General features: G+C 61.2%; 11 protein-coding genes, 1 tRNA gene and 1 pseudogene. 11 read left to right on the top strand and 2 right to left on the bottom strand.

Annotation, left to right across the window (positions count from 1 at the left end; translation table 11 throughout):
- The first annotated feature begins 47 nt into the window (after positions 1-47).
- From recC to bfr (AWT75_RS08485), 10 genes are all read left to right on the top strand, one after another.
- Entirely contained in the window at positions 48-3,242 is a 3,195-nt protein-coding gene (gene recC, locus AWT75_RS08530; RefSeq protein ID WP_062788867.1) for an exodeoxyribonuclease V subunit gamma, read from the top strand.
- Complete coding sequence (gene recB / locus AWT75_RS08525) at positions 3,239-6,805, top strand: exodeoxyribonuclease V subunit beta (protein ID WP_062788865.1); 3,567 nt, start codon at positions 3,239-3,241, stop codon at positions 6,803-6,805. Before recC ends, recB begins: the two co-directional genes overlap by 4 nt.
- A 122-nt stretch (positions 6,806-6,927) precedes the next feature.
- Entirely contained in the window at positions 6,928-8,412 is a 1,485-nt protein-coding gene (gene pap / locus AWT75_RS08520; RefSeq protein ID WP_045846706.1) for a polyphosphate:AMP phosphotransferase, read from the top strand.
- The gene (locus tag AWT75_RS08515; protein ID WP_045846705.1) at positions 8,405-9,133 is read left to right on the top strand and encodes a substrate-binding periplasmic protein; all 729 of its coding nucleotides are present in this window, start codon (positions 8,405-8,407) and stop codon (positions 9,131-9,133) included. Before pap ends, AWT75_RS08515 begins: the two co-directional genes overlap by 8 nt.
- Positions 9,130-10,854, top strand: coding sequence for an exodeoxyribonuclease V subunit alpha (gene recD, locus AWT75_RS08510; RefSeq protein WP_062788863.1), 1,725 nt, complete (start codon positions 9,130-9,132; stop codon positions 10,852-10,854). The genes AWT75_RS08515 and recD overlap by 4 nt, the downstream gene beginning before the upstream one ends.
- Before the next feature lie 126 nt (positions 10,855-10,980).
- Positions 10,981-11,862 (top strand): NUDIX hydrolase, encoded by an 882-nt coding sequence (locus AWT75_RS08505; protein ID WP_062788861.1) that lies wholly within the window; start codon positions 10,981-10,983, stop codon positions 11,860-11,862.
- A gap of 138 nt (positions 11,863-12,000) precedes the next feature.
- A complete protein-coding gene (locus tag AWT75_RS08500) occupies positions 12,001-12,195 on the top strand; it encodes a hypothetical protein (RefSeq protein ID WP_062788859.1) in 195 nt (64 codons plus the stop codon).
- Positions 12,196-12,554: 359 nt separating this feature from the next.
- On the top strand, positions 12,555-16,241 hold the full coding sequence (locus AWT75_RS08495; RefSeq protein WP_082696016.1) for a transporter substrate-binding domain-containing protein: 3,687 nt from the start codon (positions 12,555-12,557) through the stop codon (positions 16,239-16,241).
- A 182-nt stretch (positions 16,242-16,423) separates the two neighbouring features.
- Positions 16,424-16,894, top strand: coding sequence for a bacterioferritin (bfr, locus tag AWT75_RS08490; RefSeq protein ID WP_045846700.1), 471 nt, complete (start codon positions 16,424-16,426; stop codon positions 16,892-16,894).
- A gap of 8 nt (positions 16,895-16,902) precedes the next feature.
- Positions 16,903-17,376: a bacterioferritin gene (gene bfr / locus AWT75_RS08485; protein WP_045846699.1), complete on the top strand. Its 474-nt coding sequence runs from the start codon at positions 16,903-16,905 to the stop codon at positions 17,374-17,376.
- A 390-nt stretch (positions 17,377-17,766) separates the two neighbouring features.
- Here bfr (AWT75_RS08485) and AWT75_RS08480 read toward each other — a convergent pair.
- Positions 17,767-17,843: transfer RNA gene (locus AWT75_RS08480), tRNA-Arg, on the bottom strand.
- Between the two features lie 140 nt (positions 17,844-17,983).
- On the opposite strand from AWT75_RS08480, the gene AWT75_RS08475 reads away from it, so the two are divergent.
- Positions 17,984-18,724 carry a c-type cytochrome gene (locus AWT75_RS08475; protein WP_045846698.1) on the top strand — a complete coding sequence of 247 codons (741 nt, stop codon included), beginning with the start codon at positions 17,984-17,986 and terminating at the stop codon, positions 18,722-18,724.
- A 71-nt stretch (positions 18,725-18,795) separates the two neighbouring features.
- Here AWT75_RS08475 and AWT75_RS08470 read toward each other — a convergent pair.
- Positions 18,796-20,810, bottom strand: a pseudogene (locus AWT75_RS08470) (UvrD-helicase domain-containing protein).
- Positions 20,811-20,925: the final 115 nt, after the last annotated feature.

The raw sequence follows: 20,925 nt of genomic DNA, 5'->3' as shown, positions 1-20,925 counted from the left end.
GAGGCTGATGGTACACTGAAGCCTTCGTTTCATCAGCGTTCCCGACCATGCTTTTTCTCTATCAGTCCAATCGTCTGGAGCAATTGGGCCAGCTTTATGCCGCCATGTTGCAGGCACAGCCGCTGAGCGACCCGTTTGCCGCCGAAACGGTGATCGTGCAAAGCCGGGGAATGGGGCGCTGGATGACGCTGGACCTGGCGCAGCAATGCGGCATTGCCGCCAATACCGACTTTGTCTTGCCCGCTGCCTTTGCCTGGCGGCTGATGCAAAAGGCCATTCCCGGCTTGCCGCACAAGTCATCGTTCAGCCCGGAAGTGCTGAGCTGGCGCCTGATGGAACTGCTACCTACCTTGCAAGGCGAGGTGTTTGCCCCCTTGCAGCGCTATGCCGCCGGTGGCGAGGCCGCCGCGTTCGAGCTGGCCGGGAAGGTGGCTGATATTTTCGACCAGTACCTGGTGTTCCGCCCGGACTGGATCCGCGCCTGGGAAGCCGGAGAACGGCTGGATCTGGGTGATGACGAAGCCTGGCAGGCCGCGCTGTGGCAGCAATTGGCCGCGCAGGACCCGGGCCGTCACCGCGTACGCATGCTGGATGAATTCTTTGCCGCCTTGCGGCCGGAACACCTGCCGGAGCGCATCACCCTGTTCGGCATTGCCAGCCTGGCACCGATGTATCTGGCGCTGATCAAGCGGCTGGCCGAACTGACCGATGTCTGCCTGTTCACCCTCAACCCCTGCGAAGCCTACTGGGGCGATATTGTCGATAACCGGCGCAAGCTCAAGCTGCGGGAAAAGGGCGATCTGTTCGCCACCGAAGGCCACCCGCTGCTGGCCTCGCTGGGCAAGCAGGGGCGCGACTTTTTCGAGCTGATTGCTGCCGATGCCGAGCTGGACGCCCGGCCCCTGTTTGCCGAACCGGCCGGTGACAGCCTGCTGGCGCGCTTGCAGCGCGACATCCTGCAATTGCAGATGCCGGGCGAGGATGGCCAGTGGCTGGCGGCGGATGACGGCTCGGTGGAGCTGCATGCCACCCACGGTCCGATGCGCGAACTGGAAGTACTGAAAGACCGGCTGCTGGCCATGCTGGCGGAAGACCCCTCGCTCAGCAGCGCCGACATTGCCGTGCTGACACCGGACATCAACAGCTATGCACCGTATATCGACGCGGTGTTTGGCAAGCGCGACGATGCGCCCAGCCTGCCCTATGCCATTGCCGACCGGCAGGTGGAGCGGGAAGAGCCCTTGCTGGCCGCCATCGGCACGCTGTTGCAGTTGCTGGATTCCCGCTTTGCTGCCGATCAGGTACTGGCCTTGCTGGACAGCCCGGCGCTGTTGCAACGCTTCGGCCTGCAAGCCGAAGACCTGCCCTTCATCCAGGACTGGGTGCGGCAGAGTGGCATCCGCTGGGGCCGGGATGCCGCGCACAAGGCGGCACTGGGCCTGCCGGCCGACCCGCTGTTTACCTGGCGCTGGGGGCTGGACCGCCTGCTGTTGGGCAGCATCCTGCCACCGGCCATGGCCGGGGATGACAGCGGCCTGTTTGCCAACCTGCTGCCGCAGGGTGGCGCGGGCGGGCAGCTGGCCGAGGTGCTGGCCCGTTTTGCCAACTGTTATGCCGTGCTGGATGAATTGGCGGTCAGCTGGGCCACGCCAGCCAATGCCGCCGACTGGGCGCTGCGTCTGCTGGAAGGCATTGACCGGCTGTTTGCCGTGGATGACGAAGGCGAAGCCGCGCTGGGTGTGGTGCGCGATGCGCTGCAGGAACTGGTGGACGATGCCGCCATGGCCGGTTTCACCCAGGCCTTCAGCCTGCCGGTATTGCGCGACTGGCTGCAACGCAAGCTCACCATGGCCTCGCCGCTGGGCTTTTTGTCCGGTGGCGTCACCTTCTGCGCCATGGTGCCGATGCGTTCCATCCCCTTCAAGGTGCTGTGCCTGATCGGCATGAATGACGGGGCATATCCGCGTGACGAGCGCCCGGTCAGCTTCGACCTGGTGGCGCGTCATCCGCGCCGGGGCGACCGTTCACGCCGCTTTGACGACCGCTACCTGTTTCTGGAAGCCATCCTGTCGGCCCGCCAGCGGCTGTATCTGTCCTATGTCGGCCTGTCCGCCCGCAATAACGAGCCACTACCACCCTCGGCGCTGATTGCCGAATTGCTGGACTGCTTCAAGGCCATGTGTGGCGAAGCCGCTGCGGCACAACTGCTGGTGCGACATCCCTTGCAACCGTTCTCGCCGCGCTGCTACGACGGTAGCAATCCCCAGCTTGCCAGTTTCGACCCGAGCTATGCTGCCGCACTGGCGGCACCGCCAGCCCAGCCGCAGCCCTTTGCCTGCGTGCTGCCACCCTTGCAGTCGCTTGCGGTGGTTCACGTCAATGACTTCATCCGCTTCTGGAAGAACCCGCCGCGCGCCTGGCTGGCCGAGCGGCTGTCCATCCGCTTGCAAGGTCAGGAAGAAGAACTGCCGGTACGCGAACCCTTCAGTGTGGACCGCGATGCCAGCCGTACCATGCGCACCCAGCTGGTACAGCGCATGCTGGAAGGCAAACCGGTGGCACCGGTGCGCCAGCGTCTGGTGGGGGCCGGCCTGTTACCACCCGCACAACTGGGGCAGGCCTGGCTGGGCAGCGAAACCGCCAGCGCAGCGCGTCTGGCGCATCGCCTGCCTGCCGTGCTGACCGAAGCCACCTTGCCGCCGTTGCCCATCAGCCTCACCCTGCATGGCACCACGCTGGCCGGGGAACTGGGCGGGCTGCGCCCGGAAGGGCAGATCCGGCTGGTGATTGGCAAGATGAATGCCGCCGAACGGCTGGAGTGGTGGCTGACCCACCTGCTGCTGTGTGCCACCCGTCCGGCAGGCATTGCCTGCCAGTCCATGCTGTACGACGACAGCGGCCATTACCGACTGGATGATGAGCCGGATGCCGCCCGGCTGCTGGAAGCCTGGGTGGTGCGCTGGCAGCAGGGCCAGCAACAGCCATTGCCCTTCTTTGGCCGCACCAGCTGGGCCTATGCCGAACAGCTGTTCAAGCAGAACGATGCCCCGCAGCTGGCACTGGAAAAGGCGCTGGACAAGTGGGACCCCAGCTTTGTCGGTGACTTTGCCGCCCCGCAATGTGAAGAACCGGTCAACCGGCTGGTGTTCCGTCACCAGGACCCGCTGGCCGATCCGCTGTTTGCCCAATTGGCAGAAACCCTGTTGCTGCCGCTGGTGGCCAGACTGGAGGGGCAGGCATGAGTCTGCAAGTACTGGATGCCCTCAACTGCCCGCTGGCAGGCGTCAACCTGATCGAAGCCTCGGCGGGTACGGGCAAAACCTGGACCATCGCCGCGCTTTACCTGCGTTTGCTGCTGGAAGATGTGGACGGCGAAGCGCCGCCGGGTATCGACAGCCTGCTGGTGGTCACTTATACCAAGGCCGCCACTGCCGAGCTGCGTGAACGCCTGCGCCAGCAGCTGAGTGATTTTCTCGAGGTATTGCAGGACAAGCCCACCGGCAACCCCTTCTTGCAAGCGCTGGCGGCCCGTTTTGCGCCGGGCAGTGTGCGGGAACTGGCCATGCAGCGCTTGCAAGCAGCCATCAGCGGTTTTGATGCCGCCGCCATCTACACCATTCACGGCTTCTGCCAGCGCGTGCTGACCGACGCGGCTTTTGAAAGCGGGCAAACCTTTGCTGCCGAACTGGTCAGCGATGACGACCGCCTGCTGGTGGAAGTGGTGGACGACTTCTGGCGTCAGCGCGTGGTGACCAGCCCCTTGCTGTCGCAGGTGCTGGCCGAGGCCGGGGAAACACCCGATGGCTGGCTGGCAGAAATCCGCCCCTGGCTGGCCAAACCCTATTTGCAGCTGGTGCAGCCTGCCGCGCATGATTTGCAGCAGGCCTTGCAGCAGGTGGAACAGCACTGGCACGCGCTGGCCGCCGACCCGGCCACCATCCAGGCCGGGTTTGACCTCTTGCTGGCAACGGCAGGTTTCAAGGCCACCAGCCACAGCCCGGCCCAGCTGGAACGCAGCATGGACGAGCTGCAACAGTGGCTGGCCGAACCGGACAGCCTGCCCATTATCGGCAAGGACGCGCTCAAGCAACTGACACGGTTGACCCCGGCCGCGCTGGCCAAGGGCATGAAGAAAGGCTTTGTCGCGCCTGAGCATGCATTGTTCCAGCGCATTGGCGACTGGCTGGAGGCCTGGGACGGCTATCTGGCCCAGCTGCAACTGTCGCTGGCTGGCCTCAAGCTGGAGCTGATTGACTGGGTCAACCAGGAGCTGGCGCGCCGTCGCAGTCAGGAGCGGGTGCGCAGCTTTGACGACCTGCTCACCGAGCTGGGCGACGCGCTGGCCGACCCGGTTGGCGGCGCACAGCTGGCTGCGGCGGTGGCGCGCAGCTTCCGCGTGGCGCTGATTGATGAATTCCAGGATACCGACCCCATCCAGTACAGCATTTTCCAGCAGTGTTTTGCCGTGCAGCAGCGGCCACTGTTTCTGGTGGGCGACCCCAAGCAGGCCATTTACAGCTTCCGCGGGGCGGATATCTTTGCCTATCTGGACGCCCGCAGCGACGCCCCCAGCGCCCAGCACTACTCGCTGGATACCAACCGCCGTTCCGACGTGCCGCTGGTACACACCGTCAACCAGCTGTTCAGCCGCACGCGTCCGTTCCTGCTGGATGAAATTGCCTACCAACCAGTGCATGCTGCGCCTAGCTCCGGTGCGGTACTGGAGGTGGACGACGATGATGCCGCATTTACCGTGCTGTGGCAGGAGCCAGAAACCGACAAGCCGCTGAACAAGGACAGTGCCGCCCGAGCCAGTGCGCAGGGCTGCGCCCATGAAATTGCCCGCCTGTTGACGCTGGCCGGGCAAGACCGGGCCGCCATCATCAAGAATGCCCAGCGTCGTCCGCTGCGTGGCGGTGATATTGCCGTGCTGGTGTCCACCCACCGCCAGGGCGACCAGATGCGCCAGGCGCTGGCCGAGCGCGGCGTGCCCAGCGTGGCGCTTACCCAGGAAAGTGTGTTTGCCAGCCGGGAGGCCGGTGAGATGCTGGCCCTGCTGCGCGCCTGGGCCGAGCCGGCCAGTGAAAGCCGCCTGCGTGCGGCACTGGTGACCGAGCTGTACGGGCTGGATGCCACCTCATTGCTAGCCGACGTGGAAGACGAAGCGCGCTGGGAGGCCCGTTTGCTGGCCAATGCGGCCGATCATCAGTGCTGGCTGGAACATGGCTTCATGCGCGCCTGGCGGCAGTTCATGGCGCGCGAGCAACTGGCCGTGCGCCTGCTGCCCTTGCCCGATGGCGAGCGGCGGCTGACCAATCTGTCCCATCTGGCCGAACTGCTGCAAAGCGAAACCGACCGCCGCCATGGCATGGCACCCTTGCTGGCCTGGCTGGAGGGCAGGGTGGCCAACCCGCCAGGCGGTGAAGAAGCCATGCTGCGGCTGGAAAGTGATGCCGCGCTGGTGAAAATCGTCACCATCCACACCTCCAAAGGCCTGCAATACCCGGTGGTGTTCTGCCCTTATCTGTGGGATGGCGCGCTGGAACGACGCAATACCAGTTTCTGGCGCTACCGTGCCGCTGAACGCGCCATGCTGGCACCGGACGTGCTGGCCGATGCCGCCGTGCGTCAGCAAGCCGCCAGTGAAATGCTGGCGGAAAAACTGCGCCTGCTCTACGTGGCGCTGACCCGTGCCCAGCACCGGCAATACCTGGCCTGGGGCTGGGTGAAGGACATGCACACTGCCGCGCTGTCCTGGTTGCTGCATGCGCAGGATTGCCCCGATCTGGCTGCGCTGCGCGAGCTGGAGCTCACCGCCGCCCAGCTCGCCAGCCAGCTGGTGACGTGGCAGCAAGCCCTGCCACAGGCCATGACATTGCGCGCGCTGGAGCAGGGGCTCAACCCCTTGCCTCTGGCGCAAGACAGCCGGCAGGACTATAGTGCGCGCCTGTTCGAGCGGACGGTTTACAGCCCTTGGCGAGTGGCCAGCTTCACCTCGCTTGCCCACGGGCAGAGTGGCAAGTCCAGCGAGCGACCCGACCACGACAGCACGCCGCAGCAAGTTGTGCCAGCGCAGCAGGAAGATGCGTTGCCGCCGGACAGCCCGTTTGCCTTTCCGCGTGGCGCGCGTGCTGGTACTTGCCTGCACGCCATGTTCGAAAACATCGACTTCGGCGTGGCTGATGAAGAACTGCAGGCCCCGGTGGCCGAGCAATTGCGACGCCATGGTTTTACCGAGGAATGGCAGCCAGCCGCCATGCAGTTGCTGCGCCAGACGCTGGATGCCGAACTCGACCCCGGTGTGCGCCTGTCGACGGTGCCTGCCGGACAAAAGCTGGTGGAAATGGAATTCACCCTGCCGGTGCGGCAACTGGACGTGGCTGCCCTGCGTGCGGTGCTGGCCGACCCTGCCCATGGCCTGGCCGAGCCGCTGCGCCAGGCCGCCGCGGAGCTGGATTTCCACACCGTGCGCGGCTATCTCAAGGGTTTCATCGACCTGGTGTTTGCCGTGGACGGCCGCTTTTATCTGGTGGATTACAAGTCCAACCACCTGGGCAATCAGCCGGACGACTATGCCCCGGCGCAACTGGTGCAGTCGGTGGCGCGTGAACATTATTATTTGCAGTACCTGATTTACTGCGTGGCGCTGCGTCGCTATTTCAGCGCCCGCCAGCAGGATTTTGCCAGCCGCTTTGCCGGGGTGCGTTATCTCTATCTGCGCGGCATGGGGCAGCCCGGCATGGGGGTGTGGTGCGACCAGCCTTCCGCCAGCCTGCTGGCTGCGCTGGATGATTTGCTGCGTTGACGGGAAGGGGTTGAAGGGAATGGGCATTGCCTTGCCATTGGCATGGAGTAGACTGCTAAACATCAGCCCCGCCACACAAGGCGGGCAAGCACAATGGCTGCGATGCGGCCGGGGAGACAGGAATGTTTGAATCGGCAGAAATCGGCCACGCCATCGACAAGGACACTTATCGCCAGCAGGTGCCGGTATTGCGCGAAGCGCTGCTGGACGTGCAGTACGACCTGAAGGAAAAGGCCGATTTCCCGGTGTTGATCCTGATTCATGGTTTTGACGGCGCGGGCCGTGGCGAAACCATGAACCTGATCAACGAATGGCTGGACCCGCGGCTGATCGACACCGTTGCCTTCTCCACGGCCAATGACGAAGAACGCGCCCGCCCGTGGATGTGGCGCTACTGGCAGAAGCTGCCGGCCAAGGGGCGCATCGGCATGTTTTTTGGTTCTTACTACTCGGATGCCCTGTTCGACCGGGTGTACGAGCAGATCGACCACGACGCCTTCGACCGCGAAATATTCGACATCATGCGGCTGGAACGCATGATCAGCCAGGATGGCGCGCTGATCCTGAAATTCTGGTTCCACCTGACCAAGGACAAGCAGCGCAAGCGCCTGAAAGAACTGGAAAAAGACCCGGCCACCCGTTGGCGCGTGACGGCGGACGACAAGGCCAATATGGAGCGCTACGACACCATACGCAAATATGGCGAGCACATGATCCGCCTCACCAATACCGCCTACGCGCCGTGGATTGTGGTAGATGGCGAGGACGCCAATTTCCGCAGCCTGACCGTAGGGCAGACTATTCTCAAGGCCATCCGCAACCGCATGAGCCAGAACGGCCATGTGGTGGATGCCTCGGAAGCGCCGCCCCTGCTGGCTCCGATTGACGACAAGGTAATCCTGGACACGCTCAAGCTGGATCAGGACATGGACAAGGCCACCTACAAGAAACGGCTGGCCGAGCTGCAAGGCAGGCTCAACAGCCTTACCCGCGACGAACGCTTTCGCAATCATTCGCTGGTACTTGCCTTTGAAGGCAATGATGCCGCCGGCAAGGGCGGTACCATCCGTCGCATTACCCAGGCACTGGATGCCCGCAGCTACCGGGTGATTCCGGTGGCCGCCCCCACCGAGGAAGAGCGGGCCAAACCCTGGCTGTGGCGCTTCTGGCGCCGGGTGCCGGGCAAGGGCGGCATCACCATTTTCGACCGTACCTGGTATGGCCGCGTGCTGGTGGAACGGGTGGAAGGCTTTGCCCGCGAGCCGGACTGGATGCGGGCCTATTACGAAATCAACGACTTCGAGCACCAGCTCTGCGAAAACGGTGCCATCGTGCTGAAGTTCTGGCTGGCCATCAGCAATGAAGAGCAGATGGCCCGCTTCAAGCTGCGCGAAGAAACCGGCTTCAAGCGTTTCAAGATTACCGAGGAAGACTGGCGCAACCGTGAAAAATGGGATGCCTACAAACTGGCAGTCAGCGATATGGTGGACCGCACCAGCACCAGCAAGGTGCCGTGGACGCTGGTGGAAGCCAATAACAAATACTATGCCCGCATCAAGGTGCTCAGCACCATTTGCAATGCGCTGGAGGCCAGACTGGGTGCGTAGTGTCCTGTTGCTGCTGTGCTGCCTGCTGCTGATGCCGGTGCAGGCGGCTGAAGTCAATCTGCGGGCCGGGGTGGTGGTAGACAATGCCGGCCCCTACAACTTCACGCCGGACAGTCCGATGGCCGGTATCTACCGCGAGGCGCTGGAACATATCGGCAAGCACAGTGGCGTGCGTTTTGACATCGAATATTATCCGGCGCTGCGCATCGAGCAGTTGTTCGAGGTAGGCAGGCTGGACGTTGAAGTCGGGGTCAATCCCTCCTGGCGCAGCATGTCACCAGTGGGCGGTTTTTATACCCAGCCCATCGGCACCCTGGAATTCCAGCTATGCAGCCGGCCGGGTGGCAGCCGGCTGCGCAATCTGGAAGAACTGCGTGGCCAGCGCATCGGCCTGTTGCAAGGGCAGCCGCTGGTCAGCTTTGCCGCCGATCTGCAGCGCTACGGCATACGCTATGAAATGTCCCAGGGCGAGAACGAGGCACTGAGCAAGCTGCGCCTGGGGCGCTTGCAGGCGCTGGTGCTGGAAAAGCGCCAGATTGAGCGCATGAACATGATTCCCGAAGAGCTGCGCTGCGAGCCGGGCGGGGTGATTGCCGTGCAGCCGGTGATGCTGCGCATACACCCGCAATATCGCCAGTGGCTGCCGGCACTCAATCGCGCCATCGCCCAACTGCAGGCCAGTGGCAGGCTCAAGGCCATTTTCCAGAAACCACGCGGATGAACACCGTTTTAGCTACCCCGACCGAGCCGCAGCTGGCAAGCCAATTGCGCCAGTTGTTCCTGCGGCTGGACCCGGCACTGGATGACAGCGTACTGGCCCTGCTGGGTGAACTGGCTGCCGCCAACCAGAGCGGACACGTCTGCCTGCCCATCGGCCACCGTCCGGAGCGACAGCGCTTGCAAGCCTCGCCGCTGCTGGGTGAACCGGGCAGTTATGCACCCCTGATTCTGGATGCCGCCAGCCGCTTGTACTTTGCCCATCACTGGTTTGACGAACAGTGTCTGGCCCGGCAGCTGGCCCGCCTGGCTGCCACGCCGCTACCACAGGACGCCCATGCAGTCGCCCAGGTACTGGAGCAGCTGTTTTCCCCCGGCCAGAGCACAGGACCGGACCGGCAAAAGCAGGCCGCAGCCCTGGCTGCACGCCAGCGCCTGCTGGTGGTGTCCGGCGGCCCCGGCACCGGCAAAACCACCACGGTGGTGCGTTTGCTGGCCATGTTGGCCATGCTGGCGGAACGACCACTGGTCATGGCCATGGCCGCGCCCACCGGCAAGGCCGCTGCCCGCATGAGCGAGTCGGTGCGTAACGCCCGTGACACGCTGCCGGTGGCCGACGCCATTCGCCAGCAGCTACCGTTACAGGCACAAACCCTGCATCGACTGCTTGGTTTGCGACCGGGCAGCGCCCAGCCGCGCTTTCATGCAGCCCAGCCACTGCCGCTGGATGTGCTGGTGGTGGATGAAGCTTCGATGATCGACCTTGGCATGATGGCGCGCCTGCTGGATGCACTGCCGTCACAGGCCAGGCTGATTTTGCTGGGCGACCGCGACCAGCTGGCCTCGGTGGATGCCGGTGCCGTACTGGGCGACCTGTGCACGCAGGTGGCCTACCGGCCGGCTACCCGTGATTGGCTGCAACAAGCCGGTGCCGGGGAGCTGCCCCCGGACGAAGGTAAAGCAGGGCTGCTGGCTGACAGCGTGGTACTGCTCACCCATAGCCACCGCTTTCGCGCTGACTCGGGCATTGGCAGGCTGGCCGCGCTGGTCAACCATGGGGATGCCCAGGCAGCCTGGGCCTTGCTGCAAGCCGGGCAATACCCGGACATTGCCGCGCTCGCCCAGCTGGACGATGCCGCGCTATGGCAGCAACGCCAACCGTATCTGGCTGCCATTGCGGCAGACCAGCCGCTGGCCCAGATACAGGCAGCGTTTTCGCAGTTCATGCTGCTGGCCGCCCAGCGCAGCCAGGTTGCCCTGGTCAACCAGCGCATGGAACAACTGCTGGAGCAGCAAGGCCGCAAACAGGCCGGGCGCGACTGGTATGCCGGTCGGCCGGTGATGATTACCGCCAATGATTACGGCCTCGGCCTGTTCAATGGCGACATCGGTTTTACCGTTGTTCGAGACAGCGGCCTGCGGGTTGCATTTCCGGCGGCCGACGGCAGCTGGCGCGAATTTGCCCCGGGGCGCCTGCCGCAGCATGAAACGGTGTTTGCCATGACTGTCCACAAAAGCCAGGGCTCGGAATTCGACACCGTCTGGCTGCAATTGCCAGCCACACCGGGGCCGCTGCTTGATCGCGCCCTGGTATACACCGCCATTACCCGTGCCCGTCGCCAGTTTGCGGTGTGCGGTGACGAGGAAACCTGGCTGCAGGGCGTGAGGCTGGCCCCGGTACGGCATTCCGGTCTGGCAGATCTGTTGCTGGACGGGGGACGATGATTTTCTGCAACACTTCCAAATGGAATAATCGGATTTCAGCGGCAAGATGCTGAAAAAGTTGGGCAAATCCGGTTTTGCATCCTATGATGGCGCCTTCCCGCAATAGGCAGTCTGTTCGGAGTCATCATGCAAGTGGATGGAGTCCTGGGGTATCTGGCCAAGATCACCCGTTTCGATCGCAGCGCATTCACCCCGTTGTTTATCGCAGGTCAGCCCATGGGCTGTGTCAACCAGGTATGGCTGGCGCGGCTGCTGGAGAGCGAAGCCGCCTTGTTCCGCTTGCAGGCGGATGGTTTGCACTGCACGGTAGAGGGCGATTACGCCGCCATCAGCCATCAGCTGGACCAGGCCGCAAAACGCTGGCAAGCCGCCGGCTGGCTCAATGGCTGGCGCAATGAAAACTTTACCGCCTTCCTGCCGGATGCCACGCCGCTGTTCGAACTGGAACGCGCCGCCTTCCGTCCGCTAGGCCTGACCAGCCGCGCCGTACACCTGAACGGACTCACTCGACTGCCTGATGGCGAAGTGCGCATGTGGCTGGGCCGCCGCAGCCCGGACAAGGCGGTAGACCCCAACCGCATGGACAATATGATGGGTGGCGGTATTGCTGCCGGCGAGTCCATCGAGCTGGCGCTGGAGCGTGAAGGCTGGGAAGAGGCAGGCATTCCCGCTGACAAGCTGGAACTGTTGCCGCAAACCGGCGTGCTGCTGGCCGAGCGCCCGGTGCAGCGCGGTCTGCATCGCGAGTGGCTGCATGTGTACGACCTGTGGCTGTCTGGCAAGGAAGAGCCTTGCAATCAGGATGGCGAGGTGGCCGAGCATGTCTGTGTGCCACTGGCCGAAGTCGAGAACTTGCTGGTGGCAGAGCGCTTCATGATTGATGCCGCCCTGGTGGCCATTGATTGCCTGCTGCGCTTGCAGTATTGGGGTCCGCACAATCAGCAGGTGGCAGATGTCATGGCTGATTTACGCTTCCAGCCTGGTTTTGCCGAACACGCGGCGCACTGACAGCGGACTTTGCCCGTCCATGCACATGCCGGCCAAGAGGCCGGCTTTTTTGTGTCCGCTTCACGATCAGGGGGCAGGTCTGGCATCATGTGCCGATCGTCGCAATAATTCCATTGGAAACCCCCTGAACTGGAGTGCATGATGTACCGATTGCGCCTGATTTCGCGTGAATTCGGCGTGGATGACACCGGGCCGTGGCATTCTACGCACGAGCAGGCACGCAAGGCCGCCAAGCTGATGTATCTGTTGTACAAGGGCAAGATCCGCGTCGAGATTCACCGGGTGGTGGACTTGCGTACCCGCAAAATGGAAAAAGTCGAAGACCTGCAATAAGCCCTGCTGGCAAAATGACGGGTCAACAGCGTCGTCTCCAGGCTTTTGCCTGACAACACCCCCCGCCTGGCATGCGCAGTCAATGCCTTGTCTTTACTGAATTTTCAGCCTTTCTTTAAATGGCTGTCTTCCTGCTTATCCCCGTCTACTAGTCCTAAGTATTACTTAGTATTTTTGAGAAATTTCCCCAATACTGTTCAGAAGTAGTTTGCTAGAAAAAGACAAATGCCAACGTACCCTCTGGCTGGGTGGTATTGGCTCATGCATTCGATGGTAGCTGCCACACCCTGCCTGGCTCGCCTTGCTTCTGGACGAGTGACCGGAGGCCGGCACATCGAATACTGAACAGTGGGAATGCCATGCACTTCTTGTTTCGCTGCTTCGTCATCTGCTGTTGTTTGCAGGCCCTGCCCGGCATGGCGGCAACGTCGCTTGCTGCACCGACTACTGCTCCGCAGCCACTCACCTTGCTGGCTCAGCCACTCAATGTGCCAGGGCTGCTGGAGCTGACGCCGGAGGAAAGCAAGTGGCTGCATGACAAGCAAGTGCTGCGTCTTGGTGTTGCCCGCGATTTGCCGCCCTTTGACATCAGCAACATGAGCGGCACCTTTCAGGGCGTGAGCGCTGATGTGCTTGGCTATCTGGGCCAGGCGCTGAAAGTAAAGCCCGTTGTGGTGAGCTATGCCAGCCGTCAACTGGCCATGGAAGCAGTGATGCGCGGTGAGATTGATTTGCTCAGTGCGGTCACGCCCTTCGAACTGCAACTCAACAAGTTGCAGCTGAGCAAGCCCTATCTGCGCGACATGCCTGTGCTGGTGGGGTTTGAGGAACCCAATCCGCACAAGGTGCGCATTGGCATGCGTCATCTCTACCATTCCCCTGCGCTGGCCAGGGAGGTCTACCCTGAGGCGGATATCAGTTATTACGACTCGGTAGCCAAAGGCTTGGCCGCCTTGCAAGCCCACCAGATCGACCTGTTCATGGGCGATGCCACCGCCATCAATTACGAAGCCAATCAGAATCTGGTGGATGACCTGCGCATCATTCGCCGTGCGCGCTGGGACAGTAACTGGTCCTTTGCCATGCCGGCTGGCAGCGGTCCCTTGCAAACGGCGGTCAACAAGGCACTGGGACAGTTGGGCCAGGCCCAGCAATTGCAATTGATGCAGCGCTGGAGTGGTGGCGCCATGTTCTTGCAGCCCTACGCCTTCCCCATCAACTTCACGCCGGCGGAGCGGGAATGGCTCAAACAGCATCCGGTGCTGCGCATAGCGGCCAGCCATACGCTGGCACCGATTTCCTTTTTTGATGACCAGGGCGAATGGCGCGGTGCCACTGCCGAGCTGCTGGAGCTGATTGCGCCACGTATCGGAGTGCGACTGGAAGTGAAGAAGTCGCACTCGCTGGAAAACACCATGGAAATGATGCGCTACAAGCAGGTTGACCTTGCGGTCACGCCGGTGCGCATCGGGAGTGAAAACAAGCCGGGCCTGCTGTTGTCCGATCCGGTGACCTATCTTTCCTACAATCTGGTCATTCGCAACAATGCCGATGCGCCGCGCAGTGTGGACGATCTGCACAACAAGGTGATTGCGGTCAATCGCGGCCTGGTGGAAGCCATGGGCTGGGGCAAGGTACTGCCCGGTGCCATTTTCAAGGAGGTGAATAACCCGGTATCGGCATTCGACTTGGTGGAAAACGGCAAGGCGGACATGGCGCTGGTGGCCACCATGAACAGCCGCTACTACCTGCCCTTGCTGTTCAACGGCAAGCTGCGTGAAGTGAATATCACCGGGCTTCCCACCAATGCGCTGTCGCTGGCCATGCAGGCAGACGAGCCGATGCTGCGCGACATCATCAACAAGGCCCTGTTCAGCATCGGGCCGGAAAGCCTGGACAATCTGTTCAACGAACGCTGGCGCACCAATGTGGGGGCCAGCAACCAAAGCTGGTATGACTACAGCCTGGGCCTGATCTATCTGGTGATCGGGGTGGCCAGCATCCTGTTACTGGTGTCCCTGGCTTGGAACAGCCGTTTGCGCAAGCAGATCGTCAAGCGGCAAACCGCAGAAAAGGCCCTTAACGACCAACTCAACTTCATGACCACGCTGATTGATGTCACGCCTTATCCGGTTTACGTGCTGGACCGAAAGGGCTTGCTCATCAGCTGCAACGAGCATTATTTGCAGGCGCTGGCGCTGGCGCTGACGCGTGAAGAGGCCATGAGCCATCGCGACAATATTGGCGGCCTCATCGACATTGATGACAAGACCCGCACCACGCTGGCCCAGGATTACCAGCTGGCCATCGAATACGGTGTGCCCATCCAGCGTGACCGGGAGGTCATGCTGAACAAGCAGCATGTCTCTGCCTTTCACTGGATCCAGCCGTTCCGCGATACCGAAGGGGTGATTCGCGGCGTGATATGCGGCTGGATTGACATCAGCGAACGGCGCCGGCTGATTGAAGAACTGCAAGCCGCCAAGGATCAGGCTGACAAGGCCAGCCAGGCCAAGACCACCTTCCTGGCCACCATGAGCCATGAAATCCGCACGCCGATGAGCGCCGTCATCGGCATGCTGGAGCTGGCCTTGCGTCAGGCCGAACACGGCATGGTCGACCGGCCGTCCTTGCAGGTGGCGTATGACTCGGCACAGGGGCTGTTGGGGCTGATTGGCGACATTCTGGATATCGTGCGCATCGAATCCGGTCATCTCAGCCTGAACCCGGAGCCTTGCAACCTGCTGGAGCTGTCCCAGTCCGTGGTGCGCGTTTTTGACGGACTGGCGCGGCAAAAGCAGCTGGGACTGTTTCTGGATGTGGAACCGCCAGACCCGGCACAGTGGCAGGTCATGCTCGACCCGCTGCGCTTCAAGCAGATCCTGTCCAATCTGCTCAGCAATGCCATCAAGTTCACCACCCAGGGCAGCGTCAATGTCCGGGTCCGCCAAAGCCTGCTGCCCGATCAGCAGTTGCTGGTGCACATCCGCGTCACCGATACCGGTATCGGCATTTCCGAAGAAGACCAGCAGCGCCTGTTCATGCCGTTTGGCCAGGCACGTGGCACGGCACGCAATGTACACAGCGGGACGGGCCTGGGGCTGGTGATCAGCCGCACCCTGTGTGAAATGATGCAAGGCTCGCTCAACCTCAGCAGTCGCCTGTATGACGGCACCCGGCTGGATATCGAACTCAGGTTGCCGCTGTCGGAACAGGCCTATGTCCCACCTGCGCCGGCCAGCCAGACCCCGGGCAGCAACGGGCTGGCCGATGAACTGGCCTTGCGCATCCTGGTAGTGGACGACAATGCGGCAAACCGGCTGCTGTTGGCCCAGCAACTGCGCTATCTGGGACACCAGACCAGCACGGCCACCCACGGCCGCGAAGGCCTGATGCTGTGGCAGCAGGGGCAGTTCCACGTGGTGTTTACCGACTGCAACATGCCGGAAATGAATGGCTATCAGCTGGCACAGGCGATCCGGCAGCAAGAAGAGCAGGAGCAACGCCCGCCGGTGTTGTTGCTGGGCTTCACCGCCAACGCCCTGCCGGACGAAAAGGCACGCTGTCTGGCTGCCGGCATGGACGACTGCCTGTTCAAACCCGTCAGCCTCTCCGGCCTGCGCGTCTGCCTGCAGCATCACATGAAAGACCGGCTGGAACTGGAAGAAAGCATTCCCGCTGTCAGTTACAGCCTGAACGAACTGGAGTTCATGGAAGACGAGCAGCTCCATCAGTTGCTGTCACACCTGCGACAAGGCTTGCAGGATGACACCGAGGCGCTCAGATCCCTCGTACTGCTGGGCAACAGCCCGGGGGTAGCACGGCAGGCGCACCAGATCAAGGGCGCCGCCCGCATCATCAGTGCCAGCCAGGTGATCAACAGCTGTCAGGCGCTGGAAGCCTATTGCCACGAGCATGAAGACATCAGCGAAGCCCTGCCACAGGTGCAAGCCCTGTATGCCGCGGTGGATGATTTGCAGGCGGTACTGGACAAGCAACTGCAAGCGCTCAGTTCGGCACAGGCCAATCAGGGTTCTTCATCCTGAGCCAGAACAGGACTGTTGCACCTGTCGTGCATTGACCGCGGCATGGTACTAGACTGATGACTTCAGAACCTTGCACGGATACCATCCGGCAAGCGGATATACCCGTTACAATCCAGGCTGTTCATGTGCTTAAGGCCGTGGCCTGGGCACAGCTGTATATCACAGACGGAAGGAATTCCTTTATGCAAGGCAAACAAGCCATTATTGATTTGCTCAACACGCTGCTGGCTGGAGAGCTCACCGCGGTCGACCAGTATTTGCTGCATGGTGAAATGTATGCCGACATGGGCCTTGGCAAACTGGCGGAAAAGGCATTGCACGAATCCGCCCACGAACGCGAACACGCGCAGGCCATCATCCAGCGCATCCTGTTTCTGGAAGGCAAGCCCGACCTGAGCAAGCGCGAAGCACTGCACATCGGCAAGACTGTTCCCGACATGCTCAAGGCAGACCTCGCGCTGGAGTACAAGGTCACTGCTGCCTTGAAGCAAGGCATTGCCCAGTGTGAACAGGCAGAAGACTTTGTCAGCCGTGAAATGCTGGTGCTGCAACTGGATGACACCGAAATGGACCACGCCTATTTCCTGGAAAAACAGCTGCGACTGATTGACCTGACCGGCCTGCCCAACTACCTGCAAAGCCAGATGGCGTAAGGACACCCATGAAAGCAGACAAATCCGTCATCAAGCTGCTCAACCACGTCTTGCGCAACGAACTGACCGCCATCAACCAGTATTTCCTGCACGCCCGCATGTTCCGTAACTGGGGCCTGGAGAGGCTGAACGACTACCAGTACAAGCAATCCATCCGCGTGATGAAGGAAGCGGATGAACTGATCGAGCGCATCCTGTTTCTGGAAGGCCTGCCCAATCTGCAAGACCTGGGCAAATTGCATATCGGCGAAAACGTGGAAGAGTGCCTGCGCAGCGACTTGCGCTATGAACTTGAAGTACAGCGCCCCTTGCTGGTAGAGGGCATCGCCCATTGCGAACAGAAGCAGGACTACGTCAGCCGCGAACTGCTGCAAGAACTGCTGGAACACTGCGAAGAAACCATAGACTGGCTGGAAACCCAGCTCAGCCTGATCCGGGATGTCAGCCTGGCCAACTACCTGCAAAGCCAGATCCAGTCCTGACGCATATCTTTACAGACGTCTACGCTGCCTTGACTCGCTGCAGCGCAACCCCAGCCAGCCTGCAAACGCACGCTGGCTGTTTTACTGCCTGATCGCAGTTTGACACATGGGCAGCATGATGGAATTTGCCATGGTACTTCTGAAAATGGGAGCGGCAACAGGGCAGGGGCTGGTACAGATGTGCTGCTTGGTTGTTATCACAGCAACACATGACTAAAACGATATTTGGCAGAATTTACCCATGGCAAGAGCGAAAATTCTGTACATATCCGTTTGGTAAATGAACGATGCAGGATGAATCAGGAAACCAGAAGCTAAATCGGGGAAGTGCCTCACGGGCGTTTTGTCTGCAGCATTGACGGGGAGTGTTGTCTAAATGCTTGATTTGATTGGCGCACCCGACAGGGATCGAACCTGTGACCTTCAGCTTCGGAAACTGACACTCTATCCAACTGAGCTACGGGTGCGCTGTGATGTTGCTGCAAAGCAGGGCGGATCATAGCGCAAAGGGCATGTCCGAGTCCAGTGTATGGTTTTTGCCTTGCTTCGCGGCTTACCGTATAATCCCACTCCATCTTAATTGTCATTTTTTTCAGGCGAGGCTCGAATGAGTAATGAGAACGGAATGGCTCCCGGTCAGGTTATCAAGGTCCTGGTTGGCGTCGTTGTTGGTCTGGTAGTGGCAATCTGGTTGCTGGCCAAGCTGGCTACCGGTGGTTACAACGTTGATGCCGAGGTCATGACCAAGGAGGCTGTTGCCGCTCGTCTGAAACCGGTAGGCGAAGCCAAGGTCAGCGATGCACCTCCGGGCATGCGTACCGGCGAGCAGGTATTCAAGGCCATTTGTATTTCCTGTCACGGCCAGGGCCTGGCTGGTTCGCCCAAGTTTGGTGATGCCGGTGCCTGGGGCCCGCGTATTGCCAAGGGTTGGGATGTGCTGACCCAGCATGCGCTGCAAGGCTTCAACGCCATGCCGGCCAAGGGTGGCGCTGCTGACCTGACCGACGATGAAGTAAAACGTGCTGTTGCCTACATGGGTAATGCAGGTGGTGCCAAGTTTACCGAACCGCCGGTTGGTGGCGCTGCTGCGGGTGCTCCGGCTGATCCGGCTGTGGTTGGCAAGAAGATTTACGAAAGCGTTTGCGTGGCCTGCCACGGTAGTGGTGCTGCTGGTGCGCCGAAGTTTGGCGACAAGGCTGCCTGGGCTGAGCGTACCAAGGTTGGTCTGGACGAAGTGGTGAAGATTGCCACCAAGGGCCTGAACGCCATGCCGCCCAAGGGTGGTTTCGGTGGTAGCGATACGGAATTCCGTGCTGCCGTCGAATACATGGTGAATAACGCCAAATAAGCAGAACACTCTACCAATGAAAAACGCGCTGCTTGCAGCGCGTTTTTTTATGTCTGGATGACAAGAGAGGGTCAGTTATCTGCCGGCTTGGTCTTTTCCGCCAGCATGGCCGAAAGGCTGGCCAGCCGCGATTTGCCTTCGCTCTTGCTGACAATGGGTTCGGCACCGGGGCGGCCAAAGTGGCGCAGGTCGCTGCCGTCGATTTCGGCAATGAAGCGTGATGGTTCGACAAACTGCCATTCGCCCGCACGGCGGCGTTTCACGCAGTAGGAGAGGGTGAGCATGCGCTGGGCGCGGGTGATGCCCACGTACATCAGCCGCCGTTCTTCTTCCACCATGCCGTTATCCACCGATTCGCTGTGCGGCAGAATGCCTTCTTCAGTTCCCACCAGGAAGACATAGGGATACTCCAGCCCCTTGGATGCGTGCAGGGTGGACATTTTTACTGCATCCACTTCGCCTTCGTCGCGGCCTTCCAGCATGGTGATCAGGGCGATGGTCTGTGACAGCTCGATCAGGTTCTTGCCATCGGCCTCGCCCTTCTTGGCCAGCCATGCCACCAGCTCCAGCACGTTTTTCCATTTGGTTTCGGCAATGCGCGGGCTGTCCTCGCTGTCATACAGCCAGGCTTCATAGCCGATGGCCTTGACCAGTTCCATGGCCAGTTCGCCAGCCGGTTCACGGATAACCCGGTATTGCAGGCGGTTGATGAAGTCGCAGAACTGGCTGAGCGGTTCCAGCTGGGTGTTTTGCACCTGCACCCGGAAACCCGGTTCGAAGGCACTGGCAAACAGGCTTTGCCGCACTGACCGGCCCAGCCGCCCAGTTTTTCCAGTGTCCCGGCTCCTACGCCGCGTTTGGGCGTGGTGACGGCGCGGATGAAGGCCGGGTCGTCATCCGGGTTGGTCAGCAGGCGCAGATAGGCCAGCACGTCCTTGATTTCCGGCTTGTCGAAGAAGCTTTGTCCGCCGGCCATCTGGTAGGGAATACGCTGGTTGCGCAACGCCTGTTCGAAAATGCGCGCCTGATAGTTGCCACGGTACAGGATGGCGTAGTCCTTGAACTCGGTACGGTATTCAAACTTGTGTGCCAGCAAGCGTTGCACCACCAGTTCGGCCTCGTGTTCTTCGTCCTTGCATTGCACCACGTGGATGGGCTCGCCTAGGCCCAGTTCGCTCCACAGCTGCTTTTCAAACAGCTTGGGGTTATTGGAAATCACCGAGTTGGCCGCGCGCAGGATACGCGCGGTGGAGCGGTAGTTCTGCTCCAGCTTGATGATGCGCAGCTGCGGGTAGTCCTGTTGCAGCAGACGCAGGTTTTCCATATTGGCACCGCGCCAGGCGTAGATGGACTGGTCGTCATCGCCCACGGCGGTGAACTGGCCGCGCACCCCGGCCAGCAGCTTCACCATCTGGTACTGGCAGGTGTTGGTATCCTGATATTCGTCGATCAGCAGGTAATGCAGCTTGCCCTGCCACTTGAGCAGCACTTCCGGGTGGGTCTTGAACAGCTGTACCGGCAGGCGGATGAGATCGTCAAAATCCACCGCCTGATACGCCGTCAGCGTGTCCTGATAGGCCAGATAGGTGCGCGCGCAGATGCTTTCCCATTCGCCCTCTGCCTCAACCAGCATCTGGTCCGGGCCTTTCAGGTCGTTTTTCCATAGCGATATCTGGCTTTGCACCTTGCGCACTTCGTCCTTGTGCGTGCTTTTCAGGATGTCAGCGATGATCTTGCCGGCATCGAAGGCATCCAGAATGGAAAACTGTGGCTTGTAGCCGAGGTGAGTGGCTTCCTGGCGCAGTATCTGCATGCCCAGCGAGTGGAAGGTGGACACGGTAATGCCGCGGATTTCCTGGGCGGTGAGCAGCTTGCCCACCCGTTCCAGCATTTCGCGCGCCGCCTTGTTGGTAAAGGTAATGGCGGCGATATGCCGTGCCGGGATATTGCCGTGGCGGATCAGGTGGGTGATCTTGTAGGTAATCACCCGCGTTTTGCCGGAGCCCGCACCGGCCAGTACCAGCAAGGGACCGTCGAGGTGATGGATTGCTTCGCGTTGCGGCGGATTAAGCTGTGGTGCGGCCATGGGTGGAATTCCGGCAATGAAGGCAGATGCTGGCAGAAACGCTCAGCAGCGTTGCATGGTGGTAACCAAGGTGCTGCATTGTAGCATGCGGTATCATGTGGCTCCCGGCGGCTGG

Origin of the sequence: Aquitalea pelogenes, from assembly GCF_001515305.1 — a bacterium.
Classification (GTDB): domain Bacteria; phylum Pseudomonadota; class Gammaproteobacteria; order Burkholderiales; family Chromobacteriaceae; genus Aquitalea; species Aquitalea pelogenes.
Note: the sequence above shows the minus strand (reverse complement) of the source record. Positions and strands in the feature narration are given on the sequence as shown.